Source organism: Pantoea sp. GM_Pan_3 (assembly GCF_026541045.1).
GTDB lineage: Bacteria > Pseudomonadota > Gammaproteobacteria > Enterobacterales > Enterobacteriaceae > Pantoea > Pantoea anthophila.
On record NZ_JALNVA010000009.1, the window covers coordinates 143,202 to 163,284 of the forward strand.

The 20,083-nt window shown below is 53.3% G+C and carries 16 protein-coding genes; 4 read left to right on the plus strand and 12 right to left on the minus strand.

Features of this window, described 5'->3' with window-relative positions; all coding sequences use genetic code 11:
• The first annotated feature begins 227 nt into the window (after positions 1 to 227).
• From OXR04_RS20680 to OXR04_RS20690, 3 genes are all read left to right on the plus strand, one after another.
• Positions 228 to 761, plus strand: coding sequence for an SRPBCC family protein (locus tag OXR04_RS20680; protein WP_058958374.1), 534 nt, complete (start codon positions 228 to 230; stop codon positions 759 to 761).
• Positions 762 to 1,928 (plus strand): zinc-dependent alcohol dehydrogenase, encoded by a 1,167-nt coding sequence (locus OXR04_RS20685; RefSeq protein ID WP_267372767.1) that lies wholly within the window; start codon positions 762 to 764, stop codon positions 1,926 to 1,928.
• A 309-nt stretch (positions 1,929 to 2,237) separates the two neighbouring features.
• Positions 2,238 to 2,783: a chorismate mutase gene (locus OXR04_RS20690; RefSeq protein ID WP_267372768.1), complete on the plus strand. Its 546-nt coding sequence runs from the start codon at positions 2,238 to 2,240 to the stop codon at positions 2,781 to 2,783.
• Between the two features lie 251 nt (positions 2,784 to 3,034).
• Here OXR04_RS20690 and OXR04_RS20695 read toward each other — a convergent pair whose 3' ends face one another.
• The 12 genes from OXR04_RS20695 to OXR04_RS20750 form a co-directional block, all read right to left on the minus strand.
• Complete coding sequence (locus OXR04_RS20695) at positions 3,035 to 4,066, minus strand: hydroxyacid dehydrogenase (protein WP_267372769.1); 1,032 nt, start codon at positions 4,064 to 4,066, stop codon at positions 3,035 to 3,037.
• A gap of 23 nt (positions 4,067 to 4,089) precedes the next feature.
• Positions 4,090 to 5,508: a DASS family sodium-coupled anion symporter gene (locus OXR04_RS20700; protein WP_267372770.1), complete on the minus strand. Its 1,419-nt coding sequence runs from the start codon at positions 5,506 to 5,508 to the stop codon at positions 4,090 to 4,092.
• 26 nt (positions 5,509 to 5,534) lie between these two features.
• A complete protein-coding gene (locus tag OXR04_RS20705; RefSeq protein WP_167429373.1) occupies positions 5,535 to 6,233 on the minus strand; it encodes an RraA family protein in 699 nt (232 codons plus the stop codon).
• Positions 6,234 to 6,270: 37 nt separating this feature from the next.
• Entirely contained in the window at positions 6,271 to 6,840 is a 570-nt protein-coding gene (locus tag OXR04_RS20710) for an HD domain-containing protein (protein ID WP_267395161.1), read from the minus strand.
• A gap of 325 nt (positions 6,841 to 7,165) precedes the next feature.
• On the minus strand, positions 7,166 to 8,113 hold the full coding sequence (locus OXR04_RS20715) for a LysR family transcriptional regulator (RefSeq protein ID WP_267372804.1): 948 nt from the start codon (positions 8,111 to 8,113) through the stop codon (positions 7,166 to 7,168).
• Positions 8,114 to 8,589: 476 nt separating this feature from the next.
• Positions 8,590 to 9,594, minus strand: a complete 1,005-nt coding sequence (locus OXR04_RS20720) for a substrate-binding domain-containing protein (RefSeq protein ID WP_150030333.1) — start codon at positions 9,592 to 9,594, stop codon at positions 8,590 to 8,592.
• A 28-nt stretch (positions 9,595 to 9,622) separates the two neighbouring features.
• Positions 9,623 to 11,032: a sucrose-6-phosphate hydrolase gene (locus OXR04_RS20725; RefSeq protein ID WP_267372805.1), complete on the minus strand. Its 1,410-nt coding sequence runs from the start codon at positions 11,030 to 11,032 to the stop codon at positions 9,623 to 9,625.
• Entirely contained in the window at positions 11,032 to 12,402 is a 1,371-nt protein-coding gene (locus OXR04_RS20730; RefSeq protein WP_046103061.1) for a sucrose-specific PTS transporter subunit IIBC, read from the minus strand. The genes OXR04_RS20725 and OXR04_RS20730 overlap by 1 nt, the downstream gene beginning before the upstream one ends.
• A gap of 66 nt (positions 12,403 to 12,468) precedes the next feature.
• Positions 12,469 to 13,983, minus strand: a complete 1,515-nt coding sequence (locus tag OXR04_RS20735) for a carbohydrate porin (protein WP_267372807.1) — start codon at positions 13,981 to 13,983, stop codon at positions 12,469 to 12,471.
• Between the two features lie 158 nt (positions 13,984 to 14,141).
• Positions 14,142 to 15,068: an aminoimidazole riboside kinase gene (locus tag OXR04_RS20740; protein ID WP_058958383.1), complete on the minus strand. Its 927-nt coding sequence runs from the start codon at positions 15,066 to 15,068 to the stop codon at positions 14,142 to 14,144.
• Positions 15,069 to 15,252: 184 nt separating this feature from the next.
• Entirely contained in the window at positions 15,253 to 16,224 is a 972-nt protein-coding gene (locus tag OXR04_RS20745; RefSeq protein ID WP_009093251.1) for a ParB family protein, read from the minus strand.
• A complete protein-coding gene (locus OXR04_RS20750) occupies positions 16,221 to 17,423 on the minus strand; it encodes an AAA family ATPase (protein WP_009093252.1) in 1,203 nt (400 codons plus the stop codon). The genes OXR04_RS20745 and OXR04_RS20750 overlap by 4 nt, the downstream gene beginning before the upstream one ends.
• A 705-nt stretch (positions 17,424 to 18,128) precedes the next feature.
• Between OXR04_RS20750 and OXR04_RS20755 the strand changes: the two genes are divergently transcribed.
• Complete coding sequence (locus OXR04_RS20755) at positions 18,129 to 18,584, plus strand: NmrA family NAD(P)-binding protein (RefSeq protein ID WP_267372811.1); 456 nt, start codon at positions 18,129 to 18,131, stop codon at positions 18,582 to 18,584.
• Positions 18,585 to 20,083: the final 1,499 nt, after the last annotated feature.

Below are 20,083 nucleotides of genomic sequence, written 5' to 3' on the forward strand. Positions count from 1 at the left end.
CCCTATCTCCCTCTTTTTGCTGCTGTAAATGTCCCTCCCGGCGGCGCCAGGTCTCTGTTCCGGAATGCCAGAGTGCGTCTCTGCACTGGCTATCCGGCAGGCATCCTGACCTCTTTCTGAGATCGCAGCTTTGATCTGACTGACGCGGCTTCGCTCGCATAATCCCCCGCACTGTCCTTAACTCAAATCTTGTAATCCCGTTCCACTGAGAACTCCCGGAGGACGCTTTGACAACCACATCTGAGACAACGACCAGTGACAATACCCTCACGCTCCGGCGCTGGATAACGATCGGCCTTCCCGCAACCGAGCTTTTTGCCCTGTGGCTTGAGCCGGATACTCTGCCCCGGATTATGAGCCACTTCGCCAGCGTGACACCGGTGAATAAAAGCGATGCGCACTGGCAGGTTGAAGGGCCTCTCGGCAGGCATTACCGCTGGGAAAGCCGGATTGTTGAAGCGCAGCCGGGCGAAGTCATCGCCTGGCGTTCGCTGGACGGCGCGGACATTCCTAACGAAGGTGAACTGCGTTTTCGCCCCGCGCCGGGTGAATGGGGGACCGAACTGGCCCTGACGCTGCAGTTCACCCCACCGGGCGGGGCACTGGGGAAAAAGGTGACCACGTTATTCGATCTGCTGCCGAAAGAGGTGGCCAGCAAAGCGTTACATCGCTTCAAGAGCCTGGCTGAAACCGGTGAAATTCCCACGCTGGAGGGGCAGCCTGCGGGCCGCCATGCCAGCCGTAAGGATAAGGAGAAATAGATGCGCGCACTCTGCTGGAATGGTGTCAACGATCTCAGCGTTGAAACGGTGGCCGATCCCGGTCTGATTAACCCTCACGATGCCATCATACGGGTCAGGCTTACCACTACCTGTGGCTCCGATCTCCACGTCATTGACGGTCTGATCCCGATGATGCGCGAGGGAGATATCCTGGGCCATGAATTTATGGGCGAGGTCGTCGAGGTCGGCAGCGCGGTGAAAAACATCCGCCGCGGTGACCGGGTGGTCGTGCCCTCCTTCATCTCCTGCGGCTCCTGCTGGTATTGCCAGCAACAGCTCCCCTCCTGCTGTGACAACACACATCCGCAGTGGGAAAAAGGGGAGACGGCGCTGGGCCATCCGACCGGCGGGATTTACGCTTACAGCCATGCTTTTGGCGGCTATGCGGGCTCGCATGCGGAGTATGTCCGCGTCCCCTTTGCCGACAATGACTGCTTTGTCGTACCTGAAGGTGTCACCGATGAGCAGGCGCTGTTCCTCTCCGATGCGACACCAACCGGCTACATGGGTGCCGATTTCTGCAACATCCATCCGGGTGACACGGTGGTGGTCTGGGGCTGTGGCGGCGTCGGCCTGATGGCTCAGCAGAGTGCCTGGCTGATGGGCGCACATCAGGTCATCGGTGTCGATCGCTATCCTGAGCGGCTGGCGATGGCGCGGGACTTTGCAGGCAGCATCGCGCTGGATTACACCTCGGTCGATATCCACGAAGCCCTGCTGGAACTGACCGGCGGCCGCGGCCCGGACAGCTGTATCGATGCGGTCGGCATGGAGGCCAGGGGGGAAGGCTTAAGTCAGGTCTACGACAAGACGAAACAGATGCTGCATCTTGAAACGGATGTGGGTGCCGCCCTGCGTCAGGCACTCTACAGCTGCCGCAAAGGCGGCAACATCGCTATCCTGGGCGTGTATGGCGTGATGGATAAGTTTCCGCTGGGGCTGATGATCAACAAGAGTCTGACCATCCGCACCGCCCAGCAGCACGGGCAACGCTATATGCACAGGCTGCTGGAACATGTCGCGCAGAATGAACTCAATCCGGCGTTTATGGCGACGCATCGCTTTCCACTGGAAGAAGCGCCGCGCGGCTATGAGATGTTTAAGCATAAAGAAGATGGCTGTGTTCGTGCCGTCTTTGTTCCCTGAGAACAGGATGCCTCTGACCGATCCGGGCGGCTGAGCCGCCCTTTTCTCTTTATCCCCCGCGCTTACCTCAACGTCCGATTATCCTTTTATGGCAGCCCGTTCCCCCTGAGCAGAGCGGAGGCCGACCGATCAGGATGGCAGGATCATATGAATTTTTTATGAACCTGAAGCCAAAAAACGATGTTAAATGAATAACCTGCCTGAATGTTGCCGATACCGCCATCATTCACATTTTGTAAAAATATTAATCACACTACGTTATCGTTTCATGCATAAATTAGTGCCACCTTTCACTCATGGAGCAGGCAAATGACGCAGTTTGTAGCGATTTTTTTCTCCTCACTCTTTATGTGCAGCAACGTTTTCGCCGGGTCGGTCTCTTCCGTCTCACTCGGGGCCATTTCAACCGCCCTGAATGAACGTATGCAGGTCATGAAAGCCGTGGCAGGTTATAAAGCGCAGCATCATTTACCCGTGGAGGATCTGCCCCGGGAGCAGGTGGTACTGGAGAACATGCTGCACAATGCGCAGCAGGAAGGACTTGAGCCGGAATCGGTGGAACCTTTTATTCACGCCCTGATGAATGCCAGTAAAGCCATTCAGTATCGCTATCGGGCTGACTGGCTTTCCACGCCGGATAGCCTGCAGGCTGTTCCGGATCTGGCAGAGACCCGGCAGCAGATACAACGGCTGGATACACAGTTACTGACGGCGATCAGTCAGCGGCTGATGGCAGGCACCCTGGCAGACGCCGACAGAGCCTGGCTGCTTTCGCAGCTCGCAGCCCCCCACCTCAGTGAGTCGGACAAAAACAGCCTCGTGACCTCCCTTTCCCGCATTCATCGCAGGCATTAGGCGGAGGGCGTCACGCAGACCCTGCAAAACGTTCTGCCATTAAAAGGGGGAATCTGAGGGTGTGTCACCGGTCATAAGTAAGAACGTTACAGGCAACAGCCCTGTTGCGACTTTTCACTCTGAAGAATAGCGGCACAGGCTGTTCGCGAAAGGATGCGTTTACATTAATGCAGGTATAAGAGCCTGTTGTCCGACAGGCTCTTATGCAGAGTTTTAACAATGCCAGGATCGATGATCAGTGCAGGAGTGAATTAATAATCAAACATCCCGGCGGGGATTTTATGACTCTCTTTTGTATCAGCGTAAGTTCGCGCAGTCTGGTAATCAATCACTGGAATGGGCCAGGTGGGGGCCTTACCTTCATACATCTCGGCAACCCCCATAGCAGCCATGTAAGAAGCGCGGATGGCGGCTTCAGCCGTATTGCCTCCCACGTGCGGGGTGATGAGCACATTATCCAGTGCCGCCAGAGGATTATCCGGGTGCATCGGCTCATGAGCAATGACATCCAGTCCTGCGCCAGCGATGATGCCATTTTTACAGGCTTCAACCAGATCGTCTTCATTAACCAACCCACCGCGCGCGGTATTGATCAGAAAAGCACCCGGTTTCATCATCGCTAACTTTTCTTTGTTAATCATGTTATGCGTCACTGAGGTATCGGGGGCGTGCAGTGACACGTAATCACTCTCCGTAAAAATTCTCTCCAGGTCTCTTACGACCTCAACCCCATCAGGAAAATCTTTAGCAGGCTTGTAAGGATCGTAGCAAAGCACGTTCATTTCCATCGCCAGACAACGTTTAGCGGTCCGGCTGCCTATGTTTCCGCACCCGATGATCCCCACGGTTTTGCCGTTTAAGGTTGTCATCGGCGTTTTTAATTTTGCCGCATAGTAGTCGACCGGCAGCATGGCACGCAGTCGGCTGACATTGCGGCTCATATAAAGCATGAGTAACAACGCCGTCTCCGCAACGGATGTACTGTTCGCAACAGGCGCATAGAGGCATTTAACACCAAAGTCATCAGCAGCCTTCAAATCAACCGCATCAAACCCGGCACCATGCCGGACAAGAACTTTTAAATTCGGTGCTGCCGCCTCAAACACTTTGCGAGACATTTTGGTCACACGAACAATGATGGCATCCGGCTGGTGTAACTGCATGTCTGCAATCACGTCGTCGGTTTCAAAGCCACGCCCGTCAATTAACGTATGCCCCTGCCGTTCAAGCAGAAGTCGTCCATCCTGTTTCAATTCCTGTGGCAAAAGCACTTTCCATCCCATAATAAAACCTCGTTATTTATAGATTACAGTATGCCTATCAATTTCCAGTAGGGAAGACCGACCGTAAAGAGCACTAAAGAAATAAGGATGAGTATTATCGTGCCTTTTGTATACCAGTCCTTTTGGCTGACATAGCCGTTCCCGTATAAATAAATACTTGCCCCGTTTCCGTAATTACAAAGCAAAGCACCGTATGCGCCAAAGAAGACCAGCATCAACGACAGGGCCATCATATTGACCTGGGTCGCTTTGGCTAAGGTCAGCACCACTGGATAAATGGAAACGATATAAGCGGAGTTCGAAACAAAAAAATATTTCACGACCAGACTGAGTAATACCAGAATCACCAGAACCAGAGAGCCGCTAATCGCGTTAAGATTCAGATACAGCTGAAGCTGTGACGCAATCCAGGTATAGAATCCGCCATCATTTAACGCCACGGTCAGACTGTAAAAAGCACCAAACCAGGTAAACATGTTCCAGGCGCCTTTTTCAGCCATCAGGTCATCCCAGTTTAACAATCCAAACACCAGCTCCAGCGCTAACCAGATAAAGGCAACAATATAGAGTCCCATGCCAATCTTATAGCCAACACTCCATCCCAGAATGGCACAGATAAAAAGCACAAACATGATCTTTTCATCCCGCTTCATGGGGCCCATTTCCGCAATCTTTTGCAGAACGATGGGTTTTATATTTCCCAGGTCACGCATTTCGGGTGGGAATAACTTGTAGACCACAATGGGGCTGAGAAAAAGAATCAGTAAACCGGGGACCAGAGCGGCTTTGAACCACAGCGCCCACGTTAACTCAATCCCAACGACATTGTTTATCGTCGATGCAATCACGGCATTGGATGCCATTCCGGTTAAAAACAGCGCCGCTGTTGACATGGTAACGACGTGCTGTAAGAGCTCAAGATATGCGCCCAGTTTTCGGGGATTTTTGTCGGGATGGGAATCCAGCGCTTCCGATAAGCCCCTGAAAATCGGGAAGACAATCGCAGACCGTGATGTGTTAGATCCCGTTGCCGGGCTCAATATCAGATCGCATATCAGCATGACATAACCCAGGCCAAGCGACGAACGGCCAAAGGAGGTGTTGCCGAATTTAGAAAGTAAAATGTATGCCATGCGTTTACCCAGCCCATTTTTCCTGAATGCGCTGCAAGCCAGTAACACGGCCAGGATAAACCAGACGTTTTGTTGTCCCCATCCGTAAAAAAGCGCGTTGGGATCTTTCACGAAAAAAGCCCCAAGCCCTACGATAATCAGGCTGATAATGGGCTCGGAAAACGGCTTCAGAATGAGTCCACACATCAGCGCAAGGCATAAGCCCGCCATATGCCATGTATTAATATCCAGTCCGTCAGGACAGGGTAGCGTCCAGAATAACGCAGGGAAAATAACGACCGGAATAAGCTTTGTTATCTTGCTTTTCATTTTTCGTTCTTCCTGGTTTTATTTTATTACTCATAGTGATTATCAATAATCTCTACATTCTTTCTTTCCATTAAATCGTCTACCCATTGACGATCAACCGTACCGGCTGCGGAATTGACGGCTTTTTCTTTATCTTTCTCAGATAATATTTTTGATTTTTCCAGAACAGAGTAAGCGTCGTCTTTCGGAATGACGATGACGCCATCCCTGTCACCCAGGATGATATCGCCAGGATTGACCATGATACCGCCACAGGAAATCGGGACATTAACTTCTCCGGGGCCTTCTTTGTAAGGTCCCGAGGGGGTGGTTCCGGTTGCATAGAGAGGTAATGTTCCCTGAGAGAGAATATCAATGTCTCTGACCGGGCCATCGATAACAATCCCCTCTATTTTTTTGAAGCCCTGTAAATAATTAAACATGATTTCACCCATGATAGCCCGGCTCCGTTCCCCCTCATTGGAAACAACAATCACATCGCCAGGTTGTGAAATATTCATCGCTTTATGGAGCATCATGTTGTCACCCGCTCGGGCTTTGACCGTCAATGCAACCCCGCACATAATTCTGCCGGAGGGGTTCGACATTAGTCTGATTTGCGGGTTCATTCCGCATAATCTCCCCATGCAATCCGCCACATTTGCGGCTGCAATTTTACTGAAAGCTTTAACCAGTTCAGGATCCGGCAATTTTCTCCTGGTGAAAACGCGATTACCCACTGACATGAGCGACTCCTTATTAATATGATCTGTTTCTGACGTTTTATTTTTCAGTAAGACAAATATCTGTTCCGGCATGAACAAAATGGACATCAGCATCCATCATGTCTGCATAGAATAAAATCATCCCCTCAATGCCCTGAGGGATAACTTTGGATTGTCCTGAATGCGCGACGACCAATGCCGTAATTGCTTCCGGAAGTCGGTATTTATGGGTGTAATAGCCACTTAAAAAGCCATGCTGATAAAGCTTACCTGTTTGACTTTTTTTACTGGTGCCCGGCCCACCCGCCCCCATCTCCATCTCTTCCAGCTTGCATACGTCATGCAGTACAGCGGAAACAATCAGAATATCGGTGTCAACTTCATACCCGAATTTTTTCTGGATATTCCGGGCAATAAGCAGGACATTGTCCGTGACATTCTCGGTGTGCTTAACCAAAGAAACATCCGGTGCTCTGATTGCAAACTGTGCATCTTCAATGTTCTCCCATGCACTGTTCCGAAATGCCTCAACCCAGATTTCACATGCAGCATCCGCAAGCCTTCTGTTTTTGACTGCTGCTAACTGAGGGAAAAACTCTTTTATCTTTTCAATAGTGATTTTGCACATTTCCTGCCTCACAAAGTCCTGTCAGATAATAAAGAAGAACCTTCACCCTATCGGAAACCGGGTGAATATAATGATCTTGCGGGCATTCTATTTTTTAATACGCACCAACAGAAACAATATTTTATTTATTTCCGACAAAGAAATGTTGTTTATGCATTATTTAAAATTAATTTAACTATTCTGCAATAAGGCCTTCGTTAATCACGCTTAAGCCGTCAATATAAAACGGTGAGATTTGCAATTAACCTCACAGAAATTCCGGAGTCTGGTTCATAATAAAACCGTCAACTCCGTTACTGGAAGGCTTATCACCACGCGGGTTGCGTCAGCGATGCCGTGAAAAAGGTCCGGGCGTACCAAATAGCGCCGTTGTCCGGGAGATGAAGTCACGCGCATAGCGTGATAGATAGCGGTTTTTGTGGTAAATAATGCTCAGCGGACTGAAAACATAGTCATTCTGAAGAAGAACGGGCAGAAACACACCTTCCGGATAGCGTTCCTGTAAGGAGGGTATTCTTATTTCAGTCAGAAAAAAGACACCAAATTCAAACAGGGCAAGCATAACATCGATGGAGTCAACCTCAAATATTCTCCGCGGTTCAAATCCCGCCTCCTCAAAGCATGCGTTAACAATTTTGTGCAGCCGGTAATCCGATTTAAAACAGATAAAGGGAAAGTTTTTGAATTTATCAAGCGTCGTGCCCTGCTGGCATCCTGCGATAAAATTATCCGTGTCACTGCCAAAATGCTCAATCAGCAGATTTTTATTTACGGCAAGATAGAGCCTGTCGTTCATCAATGGGATGGTTTTTAACAGGGGGTCATCCCCTTGTTTTATCCCGACAAAAAAATCCAGCTCTCCGGACATCAGCATCTGTTCCATCCTGGCTGATTTTTCGTTTGTCAGGTTTATCGTAATGTTGGGCCATTTTTTTATATAATCCGGCAGAACCATAGGAAGCCAGTAACTTCCTCTGTAGGGCGTCGCCCCGATATATAACGTGCCAATATGATGATGCTTAATATCGCTTAATCGCGATGAGATATTATCGCTCTCCATCAGTATCTTTATCGCAGAATCATACAGCGCGCTGCCAGCCTGAGTGAGTTTAATCTGCGGTTTTCTGTGGAAGAGAATCGTATCATAATAATCCTCTAATTTTTTTATGTGTACACTGAGATTTTGCTGAGAGGTTGAAAGATTTTGTGCAGCCCTGGTAAAATTTAAATTTTCAGCCAGCTCAACAAAGTAACGCATGCTGATTAAGTTCATAATGACCTCCCTGTAAGCCTGTAACCAGCGCGTTTTACTCGTCTGATTTACGGCAATCTGCGTGTATTGAAATACTGAAGATAATGATTAAAAATTCAAAGTTGCTAAAAGAGATGATGATTTTATATTTGCAAGTAAATGAGGTTAAACATCGTTAACTTTTTTGCATCATCTTCTTTGAATTATCGATTGCCATTATATTTTTTCTCGCGCGCTGTGTCCCCCGACAACCTGAGCTGAAGCGATGATTTTTTTAATACGTGTGAGCGATGGCTCGTTATGCATTACCCGATACCGGCTGTACCCTTATCAGGTGCCGCAGTCTCAGGGTGAATGCACAGTGCATTACGCACCTTAAGAGGTCGCCGTATCGTTATAACGATACGGCGAAAATGATCTGGCGGGTGTAAATGACGTTGTATGCCTCAGTGATGCAGAGAACAGCGCTCTCAGGCGCTGGATCTGACCCGCATCCGTTAACCGCGCAGCCGCAGTGTGGCCGGCAAGACCAGCTGGCTCTCGGAGGGATCGTCTCCCCGGATCAGGGTGGTCAGCATGGAGAAACAGGCCTGCGCCAGCGCCGGAACATTCTGCTCTACCGTATCGATCGGAATGGAGAGCGAATCATACAGATAGTGATCGTCAAAACTGGCGATGCGGATATCGCGGGTCAGCAGGTGATGCTCGCTCATGTAGCGCAGCACCCCTTCCAGCAGACCACAGGCGGCGGTGAACATCGCTTTAGGAGGACGTCCCAGCCGGTCACACAAGGCCGAAAACATCTCATAGCCGCTGCCGGGATGGTAGTTACCCTGAATAATCCACTCCGGCTGCAGGGTCACCCCCGCGCGCGCCAGCCCCTGCCGGAATCCCGACAGACGATCCTGGGTGGGCGACAGCGCAGACTGTCCGCCAAGGAAGTAGATCTCTTCCGGACAGGCGCGCGCCAGTTTTTCAACGAGATCGGCGGTAGGGGTGACCGAGTCGGTGATCACCCAGGGAAGCGCGGTGTTGTTCATGTGGCGATCAAACAGCAGTACCGGTAACTGTTCGCTGAGGCTGACATAGTCACTGTCATCCAGCATGCTGGAGGCGACAATCAGCCCATCGACCTGACGGGCAACCAGGTTATTCACGACCACCCTCTCCTGAGCACCATTTTCATCGGTACAGGAGATCAGTAGCTGGAGACCGGCTGCCCGGCAGAGATTTTCCAGCGCATGCGAAAAGGCCGCGAAACCATGGTTAGTGATCTCCGGCACCACCAGCCCCAGCGTGTGGCTGCGGGCATCATGCAGCATCCGGGCATGGATGCTGGGCTGATAATGGTGTTCACGGGCCAGCGTCAGAACCCGCTCACGCGTCTCCTTTGCCACCCGTAACTCTTCGCCACGGCCGTTAAGCACCAGGCTGGCAGTGGCTTTTGAAACGCCAGCCAGCCCGGCAATGTCACTGATGGTAACGCGTTTGGTTTTTCTCACGGCAGGACACGGTTGATGGAACAGGCCGTTATTCTACCATGCAGCGACGCAACGACCAGTAGCGGGCCGTCAGTTCTGCGCCTCCGCGCAGGGTGAGCTTCACCGGCGTGTCCGGAAAATAGCGGCTGCTCATCACGCCCTCCCCCTCATTGATGAAAATCTCCACGCTGGAGTGGTCGCAGAGGATCTGCAACCGGCAGGCTGCCCCCGTCCAGTAGCGGAAGATCCACTCGCCCGAAACCAGACTGCGACGGGCAAGCCGCAGTTCATCCTGCTGCCACGACAGGATCAGCGTATCGGCAAAATTGAGTTCGATATCTCCCTGACTCTCCAGCATCAGCTCCAGTCGCGCGGCGGCGATCGGTGGCATGTCATCAGCGCGACCCTGATAGTGCTGCTCCGCTTCGCGCAGCGCCTGCAGTTCAGCAACCGGTTGCTGACAGAGCCGCCCGTTGCGTGAGCTCAGTTCACGCAGGCAGGTCATCTGGTGGATCCAGTGATGCGCGACCGTCGGCTGGGCCATCTCTTCGCCATCCGGCGTACCCATCCAGCCCACCAGCAGACGCCGTCCGTCCGCAGTAAGCGTGGTCTGCGGCGCATAGAATTCAAACCCGGCATCCATTTCATTCAGCGGGCCGTGTGTGTATTCAGCCCGTGCGTAATCCAGAGAGCCGCTCAGCCAGGCGCAGGCGTGGCTGTTCAGGTAGCGTTTTTCTTCCGGCGCCACGCCCTGCGGACAGCAGATCAGATAGGTGCTGTCACCCAGCGTGAACATATCCGGGCATTCCCACATGTAGCCCGCAGCACCCAGTCCCCCCCGCTCGCTGCCCGCTATTTCGCCGAGAGAGTGCCACGCGCGCAGATCGTCAGAACGCAGTAACAGCACCCTGCCCTGCCGCTGCGTGGTCTGCGCCGCCAGAACCATGTACCAGTGGTTTTCGTGCCGCCACACTTTCGGATCGCGGACGTGGCCGGTATAGCCCTCCGGCACGGCAATGACCGGGCCGAGTTTGTCGAATCCCCCTGCGCTGTTCTGCTGCGCCAGGCACTGCCACGCGGTGCGCGAGCCATCCTCAAATTTGACGTTACCGGTGTAGATCAGCGTCAGCACGCCGTTCTCCTCCACAGCGCTGCCGGAGTAGCAACCGCTGCGGTCATACTCCTCATCAGGCATCAGGGCAATGGGCTGATGCTGCCAGTGCAGCAGATCCGCTGAGCGCCAGTGCCCCCAGCACTTATGCTGATGCGCACACCCCAGCGGATTCCACTGGTAAAAGAGATGATAGTGTCCGTCAAAATGGATAAAGCCGTTAGGATCGTTGAGCAGCCCGGTAACCGGTGCCAGATGCCAGCCGGGATAGTGGCGGTCGCTGAGCGCCGCGGGCATACCCTGCATGACCGCCTGCAGGATGGCGGCCAGACGTGTTGATGCGCTCATTATTCCGCGTCCGTTTTATATTTAAGCAGGTAAGAGATCACAAACGCCGAAATGAAGGCGATGGCGATACCGATAATATAGTTCAGCAGCGATCCGGCCTGCACTATCGCCATGCCCGGCAGACCGGTCAGGCCGACGGCGGTCATGTAGACGTGCACCGAAACCACCCAGGCTCCCCCCAGCGCGCCCCCGACCAGGCCGGCAATGAAAGGTTTCATAAACCGCAGGTTGATACCAAAGATCGCGGCTTCCGTGATCCCCAGCAGCGCAGAGAACGCGGAGGGCAGCGAAATCGCTTTGATTTTTGCATCACGGGTTTTAAACCACACCGCCAGGCAGGCACCGCCCTGAGCGACATTCGCCATCGCCCAGACAGGCAGCAGGAAGTTCACCCCGATGGACGGGTTACCCAGCAGCCCCGCCTCGATAGCGTGAAAGCTGTGATGCACACCGGTAATAACGATCACGGAATAGAGTCCGCCGAACACCAGGCCTGCCAGCCAGCCTGCGTGTGCGATCAGGGTGCTGAGCACAAAGGAGATGCCATCACCCAGCATACGGCCGGCCGGACCGATGATCAGCAGCGCAATAAAGCCGGACAGAATCACCGTCAGAAACGGGGTCAGGATCAGATCGAGGGCATCCGGAATAACCCGGCGCAGCTGCTTTTCCAGCATGCTCATAAACCACACGGCCAGCAGCACCGGGAATACCGTCCCCTGATAGCCGATCATCGCCACTTCAAAACCAAAGAAGTTCATGGTGTGGAAACCCGACGCCACCCCCCAGGCGTTAGTCAGGGCCGGATGCGTCAGGATGCCGCCGAGGGTCGCGCCGAGAAAGGGGTTACCGCCAAACTCGCGCGCCGCCGTAAAGCCAATCAGGATCGGCAGGATAATAAAGGCCGCCGAGCTGCACATATCGAGCATGATATAGAGCGCATTCTCCGGGTTAACCCAGCCGTAGGTTTTGACCATCCCCAGCAGGCCCATCAGCAGGCCTGACGCCACAATGGCCGGAATGATCGGCACAAAGATGTTCGACAACAGACGGGCGATTCGCTGGAAAGGGTTGAGCTTACGGGCCGCAATATCCGCCGCCTCCGACTTGCTCGATTCGCTGATGCCCGCCTCGGCGATGAACGCCGCATACACCTTGTTCACCACGCCGGTGCCAAAGATCACCTGAAGCTGTCCCGCATTGCGGAAGCACCCCTTTACCCCCTCAATCCGGCCAATGGCAGCGGTGTCCGCCAGCGCATCATCGGCCAGCACCAGCCTCAGCCGGGTAGCGCAGTGTGCGGCACTGGCGATGTTCGCTTTGCCACCCAGCAGGGGCAGGAGTGCCCGGGAAATCTTCACATAGTCCATACATACCTCTGTCTTGTTATGTTTTTATCCGCGTGACTATCCGGCCCCGGATGCGGGGCCAGCCGGTCAGAACCATGTTTCCATCTGAACGCCGAAGTTCCATTCGCCACCGGCATCAAACCCTTTACTGCCGAAGGCGTCGTCACTGGCATAGTTATCCAGCCGGTGATCCCAGTCCATCCAGGTAGCAAAGAGCCGGATTTCCGGGCGCTTGAGGAAGTCACCGACATCACCGGCTTTCAGCGTGGGCGCCACGGTGAGCTTGGTGAAGCTGCCGCTGACCGCGTTGCGATTGTTATACCCCTGCGGACGCAGATCCATGTACTGATAGGAGCCCTCATACTGCATCTCAAAGTTCTGCGTGATTTCCTGAATCAGCCGCAGGTTGACCGTCGCCCAGTCGTAGCTGTCCCCTTTGACGTAACGGTCGTCACTGCGCTGCGCCAGTAAAGCAGGCGCAATGTGCCAGCCTCCGCCCAGCGGCGTGATGCCGTAACTTGCCAGACGCCAGGTGCTGGCCTCCGGCAGCAGTGCGCCGTCAGAGCCAATGGATTTCACCTCCGCCCCCAGTCCGTGACCGTAAAGCAGTGCAGTTTTCGACGAACCGTCTGTCAGCCCATAGAAGCTGTCGTTGTGCAGGCCCAGCAGCGCGTGGACGCCGGTATTGGCTGCATCGCTTTTGACTTTGTTACCCTCAATATCCCGGCGGTCATCGTTATCCTTTGCCCGCAGGCCGCTGACCATCATCTGCACCGGACCGACAAAGTTGTTCAGTGACAGGATGTAGTTCTGCGCGGTGTTTTCGTTGTTTTCAATGTCGCCAAAAGTACGGCCATAGAGAGAGAGGTTGCTGCGCGCCTGATCGCTCCATTTCATGTCGTAGATACCGGCACCGGTTCCGGCAAGGAACACCACATCGGAGTCGATCCAGTGGATATCAAAGTTATCACGGTCAAAACGCTTACCGGCCCAGACGGTGGCGTTGTCGAAGGCGCCGGTAAAAGTAGGCAGCTGGCCCAGTTCAACAAACGCCTGACGCAGATTGAGGTCGCTGCTGGCGGCCGTCCAGTCGTTATAGGTCCGCTGCCCGTCGGCCAGCATCGCTTTGAAACGGGTTGTGGCCCCGCTGGCCAGCGTCTGCTTATGCTCCAGATTCAGCTCAACGTAGGTGTCCGGTTCATTACCCAGACGACCAACGTGACCGCCGGTCTCCCCGGCGGGGGTTACGGTCGGACCGCCCTGGGTTTTCGCGGCTGAACTGTTCATCAGCAGGCCGGATCGGGCATAGCCGTGAAATTCAAAGCCGCCTTCATCGGCCGAATGCTGCTCCAGCTTCGCGGTGCGCTGTTCGACCTGAGCGGCAGAGGCCTGATTCTGCTGCTGAACCGCCGCCAGCTGCTGAGCCTGCTTCTCAGCAGCCCGCGCGCGGGTTTCGGCGGCATCCGCCCGCTGCTCGGCCGCCTGAAGCCGCTGCTCCATGGCTGCCAGACGGGCTTCGATACTGCTCATGCTGGAATCGGCCCAGACGGGAGAGGAAAGCAACAGGGTAGAAAGGGTCACTGCAATGGTGCTTTTTTTCATTTTTTTATGTCCCTGAGAGGAGGCTATCATCACCGGCTTTTTGCTAAACCGGTTTAGGCCAAATCATAGCCACGGGTAATTTCCCTTCGCAACGAAAATAGCTAAACCGGTTTAGTGATTGTGAGATAGTTCGCAAAACAGGGGTTAAAAAGCAGGGATTACTCCGTCAGTTCGTGAAGCTGGTGGAGCCAGGGGAGTGCAGTCATGGCACCTTTAGCCGTGGTAGCGAGTGCCCCGCAGCGCTGGGCACTCGCCAGCGCGCGGGCCAGCTGCGATTCATTGGCGGGCAGACCCGACTTTGCGAGTTCCCACAATAACCCCGCCACGAAGGCATCGCCTGCGCCCGTCGTATCGACACTGACCACAGGGGAGGTGCTGTAGTGCGCAACCCGGCCCTGATAACAGGTCAGCACCCCTTCCCTGCCCCGCGTCACCAGCAACAAATTGATCTGATAACGCGACGCCAGTTGCAGCATGCGCCCGGCCGCTTCACCCTCCGGACAGAGAAAATCGAGCTCTTCATCTGACAGTTTAACGACGTCGGCGTGGCTGAGCGCCTCGCTCACTACCGCCTGCAGCAGTGCCGGATTGGGCCAGAGGTCGTGGCGCAGATTCAAATCAAAACTGACATGCCCGCCTGCGGCCCGGATCTGTTCCATCGCCTTCAGCGTGGTGCTGCGCGAAGGCTCTGCCGCTAAGGCGATGGAACAGCAGTGCAGCCACTCCCCGCGGTCAAACGCAGGCAGGTCGCCCGGTTCAAGAAACAGGTCGGCGCTTGGCCGCACCATAAAGGTAAAGGAGCGTTCGCCCTGTTCATCCAGCCCGACCACCACCGTCGAGGTGCGGTGCCGGGGATCGTTTATCATGGCCCCGGTGTCGACCTGCTCTTCCTGCAGCGTCTGCCGCATGAACTCTCCAAAGGGATCCGCGCCAACCCGGCCGATAAACGCGCTGTTTCCCCCCAGACGCGCGACGCCCACTGCGACATTGGCGGGCGCCCCGCCCGGACACTGCATTAACCGACCCGGCATTTCGGGAAGTAAATCCACCACGGCATCGCCGAGGCACCACACGCGAACTGACATACCTACTCCTTTAATCAGACCTGAACGCTAAACCGTTTTAGCTATAGCGGGAAACGATGCCGACTTCAAGTGTTCTTCTGCTGGAGTGATATCTCGCTGACAGCCGCGAGCAGGTCATTGGGGTAGAGAAGCGATATAAAAAAACCGGCCTGAGCCGGTTTCGTTTACGCTGAAGCGAGGCAGGTTACTTCATGGTGGCGAGAATCTGCCGGATTGATGCATCTATCTGCTCAGCGATCTCTTTCGGCAGACGACTGAATTCATACTGTACGGTGCGTTTCTCGTCATTGGTTTTACGGCGCGCATAGGTGTTTGCTGTGGTAAAGGTGGCCAGTTTTTCCGTCACCGTTTTGCTGACCGGCGCGGGCTTTTTTAACTGGCGACGGGCGCTTTTAAAGGCATTGAGAATGGCACTTTTTTTCTCATCTGCATTTGCGCTCAGCAGTGAACCCTCAGCCTCCAGCTGCTGCTCAATCCCGCTGACCAGTTCCGTGACGTCTGCGGCCTCCGCCTTTGCTTCCTCCCAGACGTCGAGCAGTAACTGGTAGTCCTGCAATGTCAGTTCCGACACCACCGGGAAGAGGCCGATAAATTCGGCGGGTACGGCAGCCGCCTGGAACGCGCGGGAGACTTTGGCGTTAGAGATGCCTTCGGCTTTAGCAATCTCTGATTTGCTCATGCCGTTCTCGTTCATCAGCATAAAGCGCAGTCCCAGCTCGCGCAGGTTATGCTCTTTTGCTGTCTGAATATCCGCGGCCAGCTGACGCGCATCCGCGAGGCTCAGCGCATCGGCGGTTACCAGGACTTCCAGACTGGCACCCGACAGAATGCAGGCGGCGCGGCGGCGGGAACCGTCCATGATCTCAATTTTGTCACCGTTCACGCGACCAATGGCCGGGAAAAACTGCTGCAGGGTAATGGTCCGGGTGATCTCCTGCAGCGACTCCGGTGTCAGGCTGCTCTGGTCCCTTCCGTTAATGGCCGGGTCGACGCTGGTCCGGGTTTCGATATCGTCATGCGGGATCAGCTGACGCACAAAGGTCGCCTTCGCGCCTGATTTCAGCGTAAAAGTCCGCGACTGGCTGCTGCTGTCGATCATGCTTGCTATCGCGGAGTCGCCAAATTTGCGGCCAATGCGCTGTATAGGTTTGCTCACAGGGTGCTCCTGATATATTCGATGCGATCAAATACCGCCCTTGAGAACTGCTCAGCTTCATATTTCGCTTTACGCAGGGCATCGGCACTGCCCGGATACGAGGAGGGGTTGGCGCTGATCACTGTGTCAAAAGATTCACCGCAGCGTTCAAATCCATCCAGGCGCGGTAAGCTGCAGTCCAGCATCGATTTCGTAAAGACTTCCCGCGCATAGCTTTGTGAAGTCAGGTGATCGTGTTTAGAGGTCATTTTTGACATGAAGCCGATATTTGCCTTCAGTCGCGGTTCAACGCCTTCAGATTCTATACGCTCCAGCATTTCCGGCAGGCGGGTCAGATACTTCATCGTGGAGTGGAAGTCGACCTGGGCCGGTGGCGTAGGCGTCAGCAGCACATCACTGGCTGCGATCGCGTTTAGCATAAAGGAATCCAGATGCGGGCCGGTGTCGAGAAAGATAAAATCGTAATCACCTGCCAGACGATCGATGACGTTACGGCGTAAAACTTCGGATGGCGCGACCCCCGGCAGGTGTTCGGCAACCAGCTCTTCCCAGTCGCTGGCCACAAAGCCATCGTCAATTGACGCCGGGATAACATCCACGCCAGGCATGACGGTAGGTTTGATGAACTGTTCGCGAAGCTGGTCTGCATCGAGATCGTTGAGCATCGCCTGAGCGGCCGTTTCCAGAACGGAACCCACGCTGTTGGTATGACTCAGGAACATGGTGCTTGATGCCTGCGGGTCCAGGTCGATAACCAGGATGCGCAGATCGTTATGCAGCATGGAGGGGTGCGCGCGCATACCGTGGGCGAGCGTAACGGTGCTGACCGTTTTAGAGACCCCGCCCTTAAGGCTGACAACAAAGACGACAAAGGGGCCGTCGTGGCGGTCGCGATATTTCGGCACTTTACGGTGCTGATAAATGTCGACGACGTTCTGAATGGTCAGTGCATACTGCGAGGTACTGCCCGTCTGTTTTTTGCCAAACTGGTAGCCTGCAGCTTCCATATCCCCGATAGCCGCGACGACCGCGTGCTTGCTCAGCAAAGGCATATTGGCAACGGCATTACGTGAGAAGGTCTGGTAAAAACCGGTCTGGTTAAACTCCTGACGCTGCTGCTCAATATGGTTACTCAGTCCATGTAACATGGAATTGGCGCGCGTGGCCATTTCCAGCACGCCACCATAATCACGCTTCATAAGCCCCTCTGATTTAATGTTTTTTGGCATACTACACAAAAAGCGCATATCTGCCAATTTTTTAGAAAAATGCCAAAAACCTGGATTTTTCAGTGCAGACGATAAGAAATCGTCGGGAAATCAGGCAGGGTATAGAAGGGAGCGGAGTGATGGCGCGGGCATTTTCTGTAGGATACAGCCAGCTCTGAGCGTCTTTATGATGTGGCGTTCCGATGCAGGCAACGCCGTGAGAAGGGTGTTTTCATCATGAAAATCGTAAAATAGTTATTATTTATCAATAAGTAAACTGTGAAATCGCCTGGTGAAAATTGCAGTTGTGCATGGTCAGACAGGGTGCTTTTCCATTTTGCTGTTCAGACCGGCAATGAATTCTGAACCACGCTTACTGAAAGGCGACTTTCACAGCTCTATTCAGCGGCGTAATCGTTTACAAAAATCCTTTTCTTAGTTAAACCTGCCTGACAGCGCAGCAAGAAGGCGGGGGAGTAAAACGTTGTTTTGTAGGCCGTTGTGTCCGGCGTCAACCAGATCACTACCAGAGGCGAAGAAGCTGTAAGCACAGTGCGTGCGATGTGATAAGGCGTCTGGTTTCGGGGATGATCATCAGTTTTAACCTTTCTCTTTCTTATGGCATAAACCAGCCCGTCTTATATCTGCTACAGATGAATTCAACGAAGCATTTTACCTTCGGGCTTTGCAACCGGCGTGGACGTCTTCAAAGGCGATCTGCTCGATATCGATTCCCTGCGGAAAGTCTTCTCTGGCGTCGACATGCTTTTTCTTCTGAATGCTGTCACCGGGGATGAATTCACTCAGGCCCTGATCACGCTATATTTAGCCCAGGAAGCCGGCATTGACCGGGTCGTTTACCTGTCGGTGTTTGATGCTGATAAGGCCGTAAACGTGCCCCACTTTGCTGTAAAGTTCGGCGCAGAGCGCATGCCTGAAACGCTGGGCTTCAGCGCCACCATCCTGCGGCCTGCCTGCTTCATCGATAATGAGGTAATGATTGCAGACGTGGTCAGAAAGCATAACGTTTATCCGATGCCCATCGGTTCCAAAGGGGTGGCTATGGTTGAAGCCCGTGATATTGCTGAAATAGCTGCCATTGAACTGATTCGTCGCGATCGGGGAAGCTGTCTGTTGAGACAATCAATATAGTCGGGCCCGACATCCTCACCGGTGCTGATGTGGCTGCAATCTGGACTGAGGTGCTGGGTCGCCCCATTGCTTATGGAGGCGATGATCCGGGCGGCTTTGAGGCCAGTATGGCGAATTTCATACCTGAGTGGATGGCATATGAAATGCGCATTATGGCCGAACTGTTACGTCAGCGACGGCATGATCCCTCCGGAGGGCGACCGCGAGCGTCTGGTTAAGATGCCAGGCCGTAATTTGCATTCTTACCGCGAAACGGCTCTGGCTCTGGCCGGATGAAAAAGGGGAGAGTTTAACCGGAAGGCGGGATAAGGATCAGGGCGGTTAAAACCGTCCTCTATGAGATCCCACACTTCATTTTCTTAGCTGAATGTATTCAATAGCAGATGATATGCAGATAAATTCCCGCCTTTTTATACAGACCCGAATTGACTACTGCGCTCTGAATCGGATTCTTTTCTGGTAAGCCTGAACTTCTCTTCTTCTGGCTATCATTCTGCTCTCGCATTCTGGCTCTTACTTTACTGGTGTGTAATTTCCCTTTACCGGCAAAAGTTTTTCACTGGATGTCAGTTGAATATCGCAATAATGCACGGTGTTTTCATCATGAAAAAATCCAGATAAAAATATATAAATCAATTGCTTAGGTAAGATTTCTTCAGGGTGAGTTTACGTTTTTTCTCTTCAGAAAAAGTTGATGGCTGATCGACAACTTAAGCGCACTACTCACCTGGAAACCCCGCTGACGATAATTTTTGTTTTTCGGTGAGTCTGTTTAAACCCTCCTGTATCAGGCTTTGGATCTGGTCATGTTTGCTGAAACGGCTTAACGCCGAATCACGGCAGAAAAGCAGTTTCATTTGAGACGGGAATAGCGTCTGGTTTGGGTCTTTTTATCCCCGTTATCCACAGGCCAGATCCAATTGGTCGATCCTCAATAGATCAAATTGAGATCCTAAACAGATCCCCGCAGCGGCCAGACCCTTGTGACACAAGGCCTGAGAGGGGATCAATAACCACTATAGCGAGAAAAACAACCACTGCGGAGAGTATAACAACCACTATGGCGAGAGAAGTAACCGCGCTGGTGAGTAGTGAACAACCACTGTAGCGAGTAGACGGCTCTGATAACGGTGGATAAACGGCAGTGCTATCAGCTACAGCCTGCTTTCAGGCTGGCTCTGAAGATATGGGTCTGGTCGGCTGGTCTGATTTTCTGAAAATGAACGTTTAACCACCCGTTTTTACACCTTTATCCACCGATTCGATCCAGTAACCGATCCTCATAAGATCATTAATAGTTCCTGAAAGATCCCTGCAGCACGCCAGGCTCCGACAGCGCTGGCTTAAGGCCCTGTCAGCAACCACTGTAGCGAGTAAGATAACCACTGTGGTGAGAGAAATAACCACTGCGGTAAGTAGATTAACCGCTATAGTGAGTGATAGTATCCACTGTATCGAGTAACAGCGGCTGTTGCCTGTTCATAACACGGATCTGCCTG

Bases quoted from the DNA above. Each gene is read 5' to 3' on its own strand.
- OXR04_RS20685 (WP_267372767.1), top strand. From the start codon at position 762: ATGCGCGCACTCTGCTGGAATGGTGTCAACGATCTCAGCGTTGAAACG.
- OXR04_RS20690 (WP_267372768.1), top strand. From the start codon at position 2,238: ATGACGCAGTTTGTAGCGATTTTTTTCTCCTCACTCTTTATGTGCAGC.
- OXR04_RS20695 (WP_267372769.1), bottom strand. From the start codon at position 4,066: ATGGGATGGAAAGTGCTTTTGCCACAGGAATTGAAACAGGATGGACGA.
- OXR04_RS20700 (WP_267372770.1), bottom strand. From the start codon at position 5,508: ATGAAAAGCAAGATAACAAAGCTTATTCCGGTCGTTATTTTCCCTGCG.
- OXR04_RS20705 (WP_167429373.1), bottom strand. From the start codon at position 6,233: ATGTCAGTGGGTAATCGCGTTTTCACCAGGAGAAAATTGCCGGATCCT.
- OXR04_RS20710 (WP_267395161.1), bottom strand. From the start codon at position 6,840: ATGTGCAAAATCACTATTGAAAAGATAAAAGAGTTTTTCCCTCAGTTA.
- OXR04_RS20715 (WP_267372804.1), bottom strand. From the start codon at position 8,113: ATGAACTTAATCAGCATGCGTTACTTTGTTGAGCTGGCTGAAAATTTA.
- OXR04_RS20725 (WP_267372805.1), bottom strand. From the start codon at position 11,032: ATGAGCGCATCAACACGTCTGGCCGCCATCCTGCAGGCGGTCATGCAG.
- OXR04_RS20730 (WP_046103061.1), bottom strand. From the start codon at position 12,402: ATGGACTATGTGAAGATTTCCCGGGCACTCCTGCCCCTGCTGGGTGGC.
- OXR04_RS20735 (WP_267372807.1), bottom strand. From the start codon at position 13,983: ATGAAAAAAAGCACCATTGCAGTGACCCTTTCTACCCTGTTGCTTTCC.
- OXR04_RS20740 (WP_058958383.1), bottom strand. From the start codon at position 15,068: ATGTCAGTTCGCGTGTGGTGCCTCGGCGATGCCGTGGTGGATTTACTT.
- OXR04_RS20750 (WP_009093252.1), bottom strand. From the start codon at position 17,423: ATGAAGCGTGATTATGGTGGCGTGCTGGAAATGGCCACGCGCGCCAAT.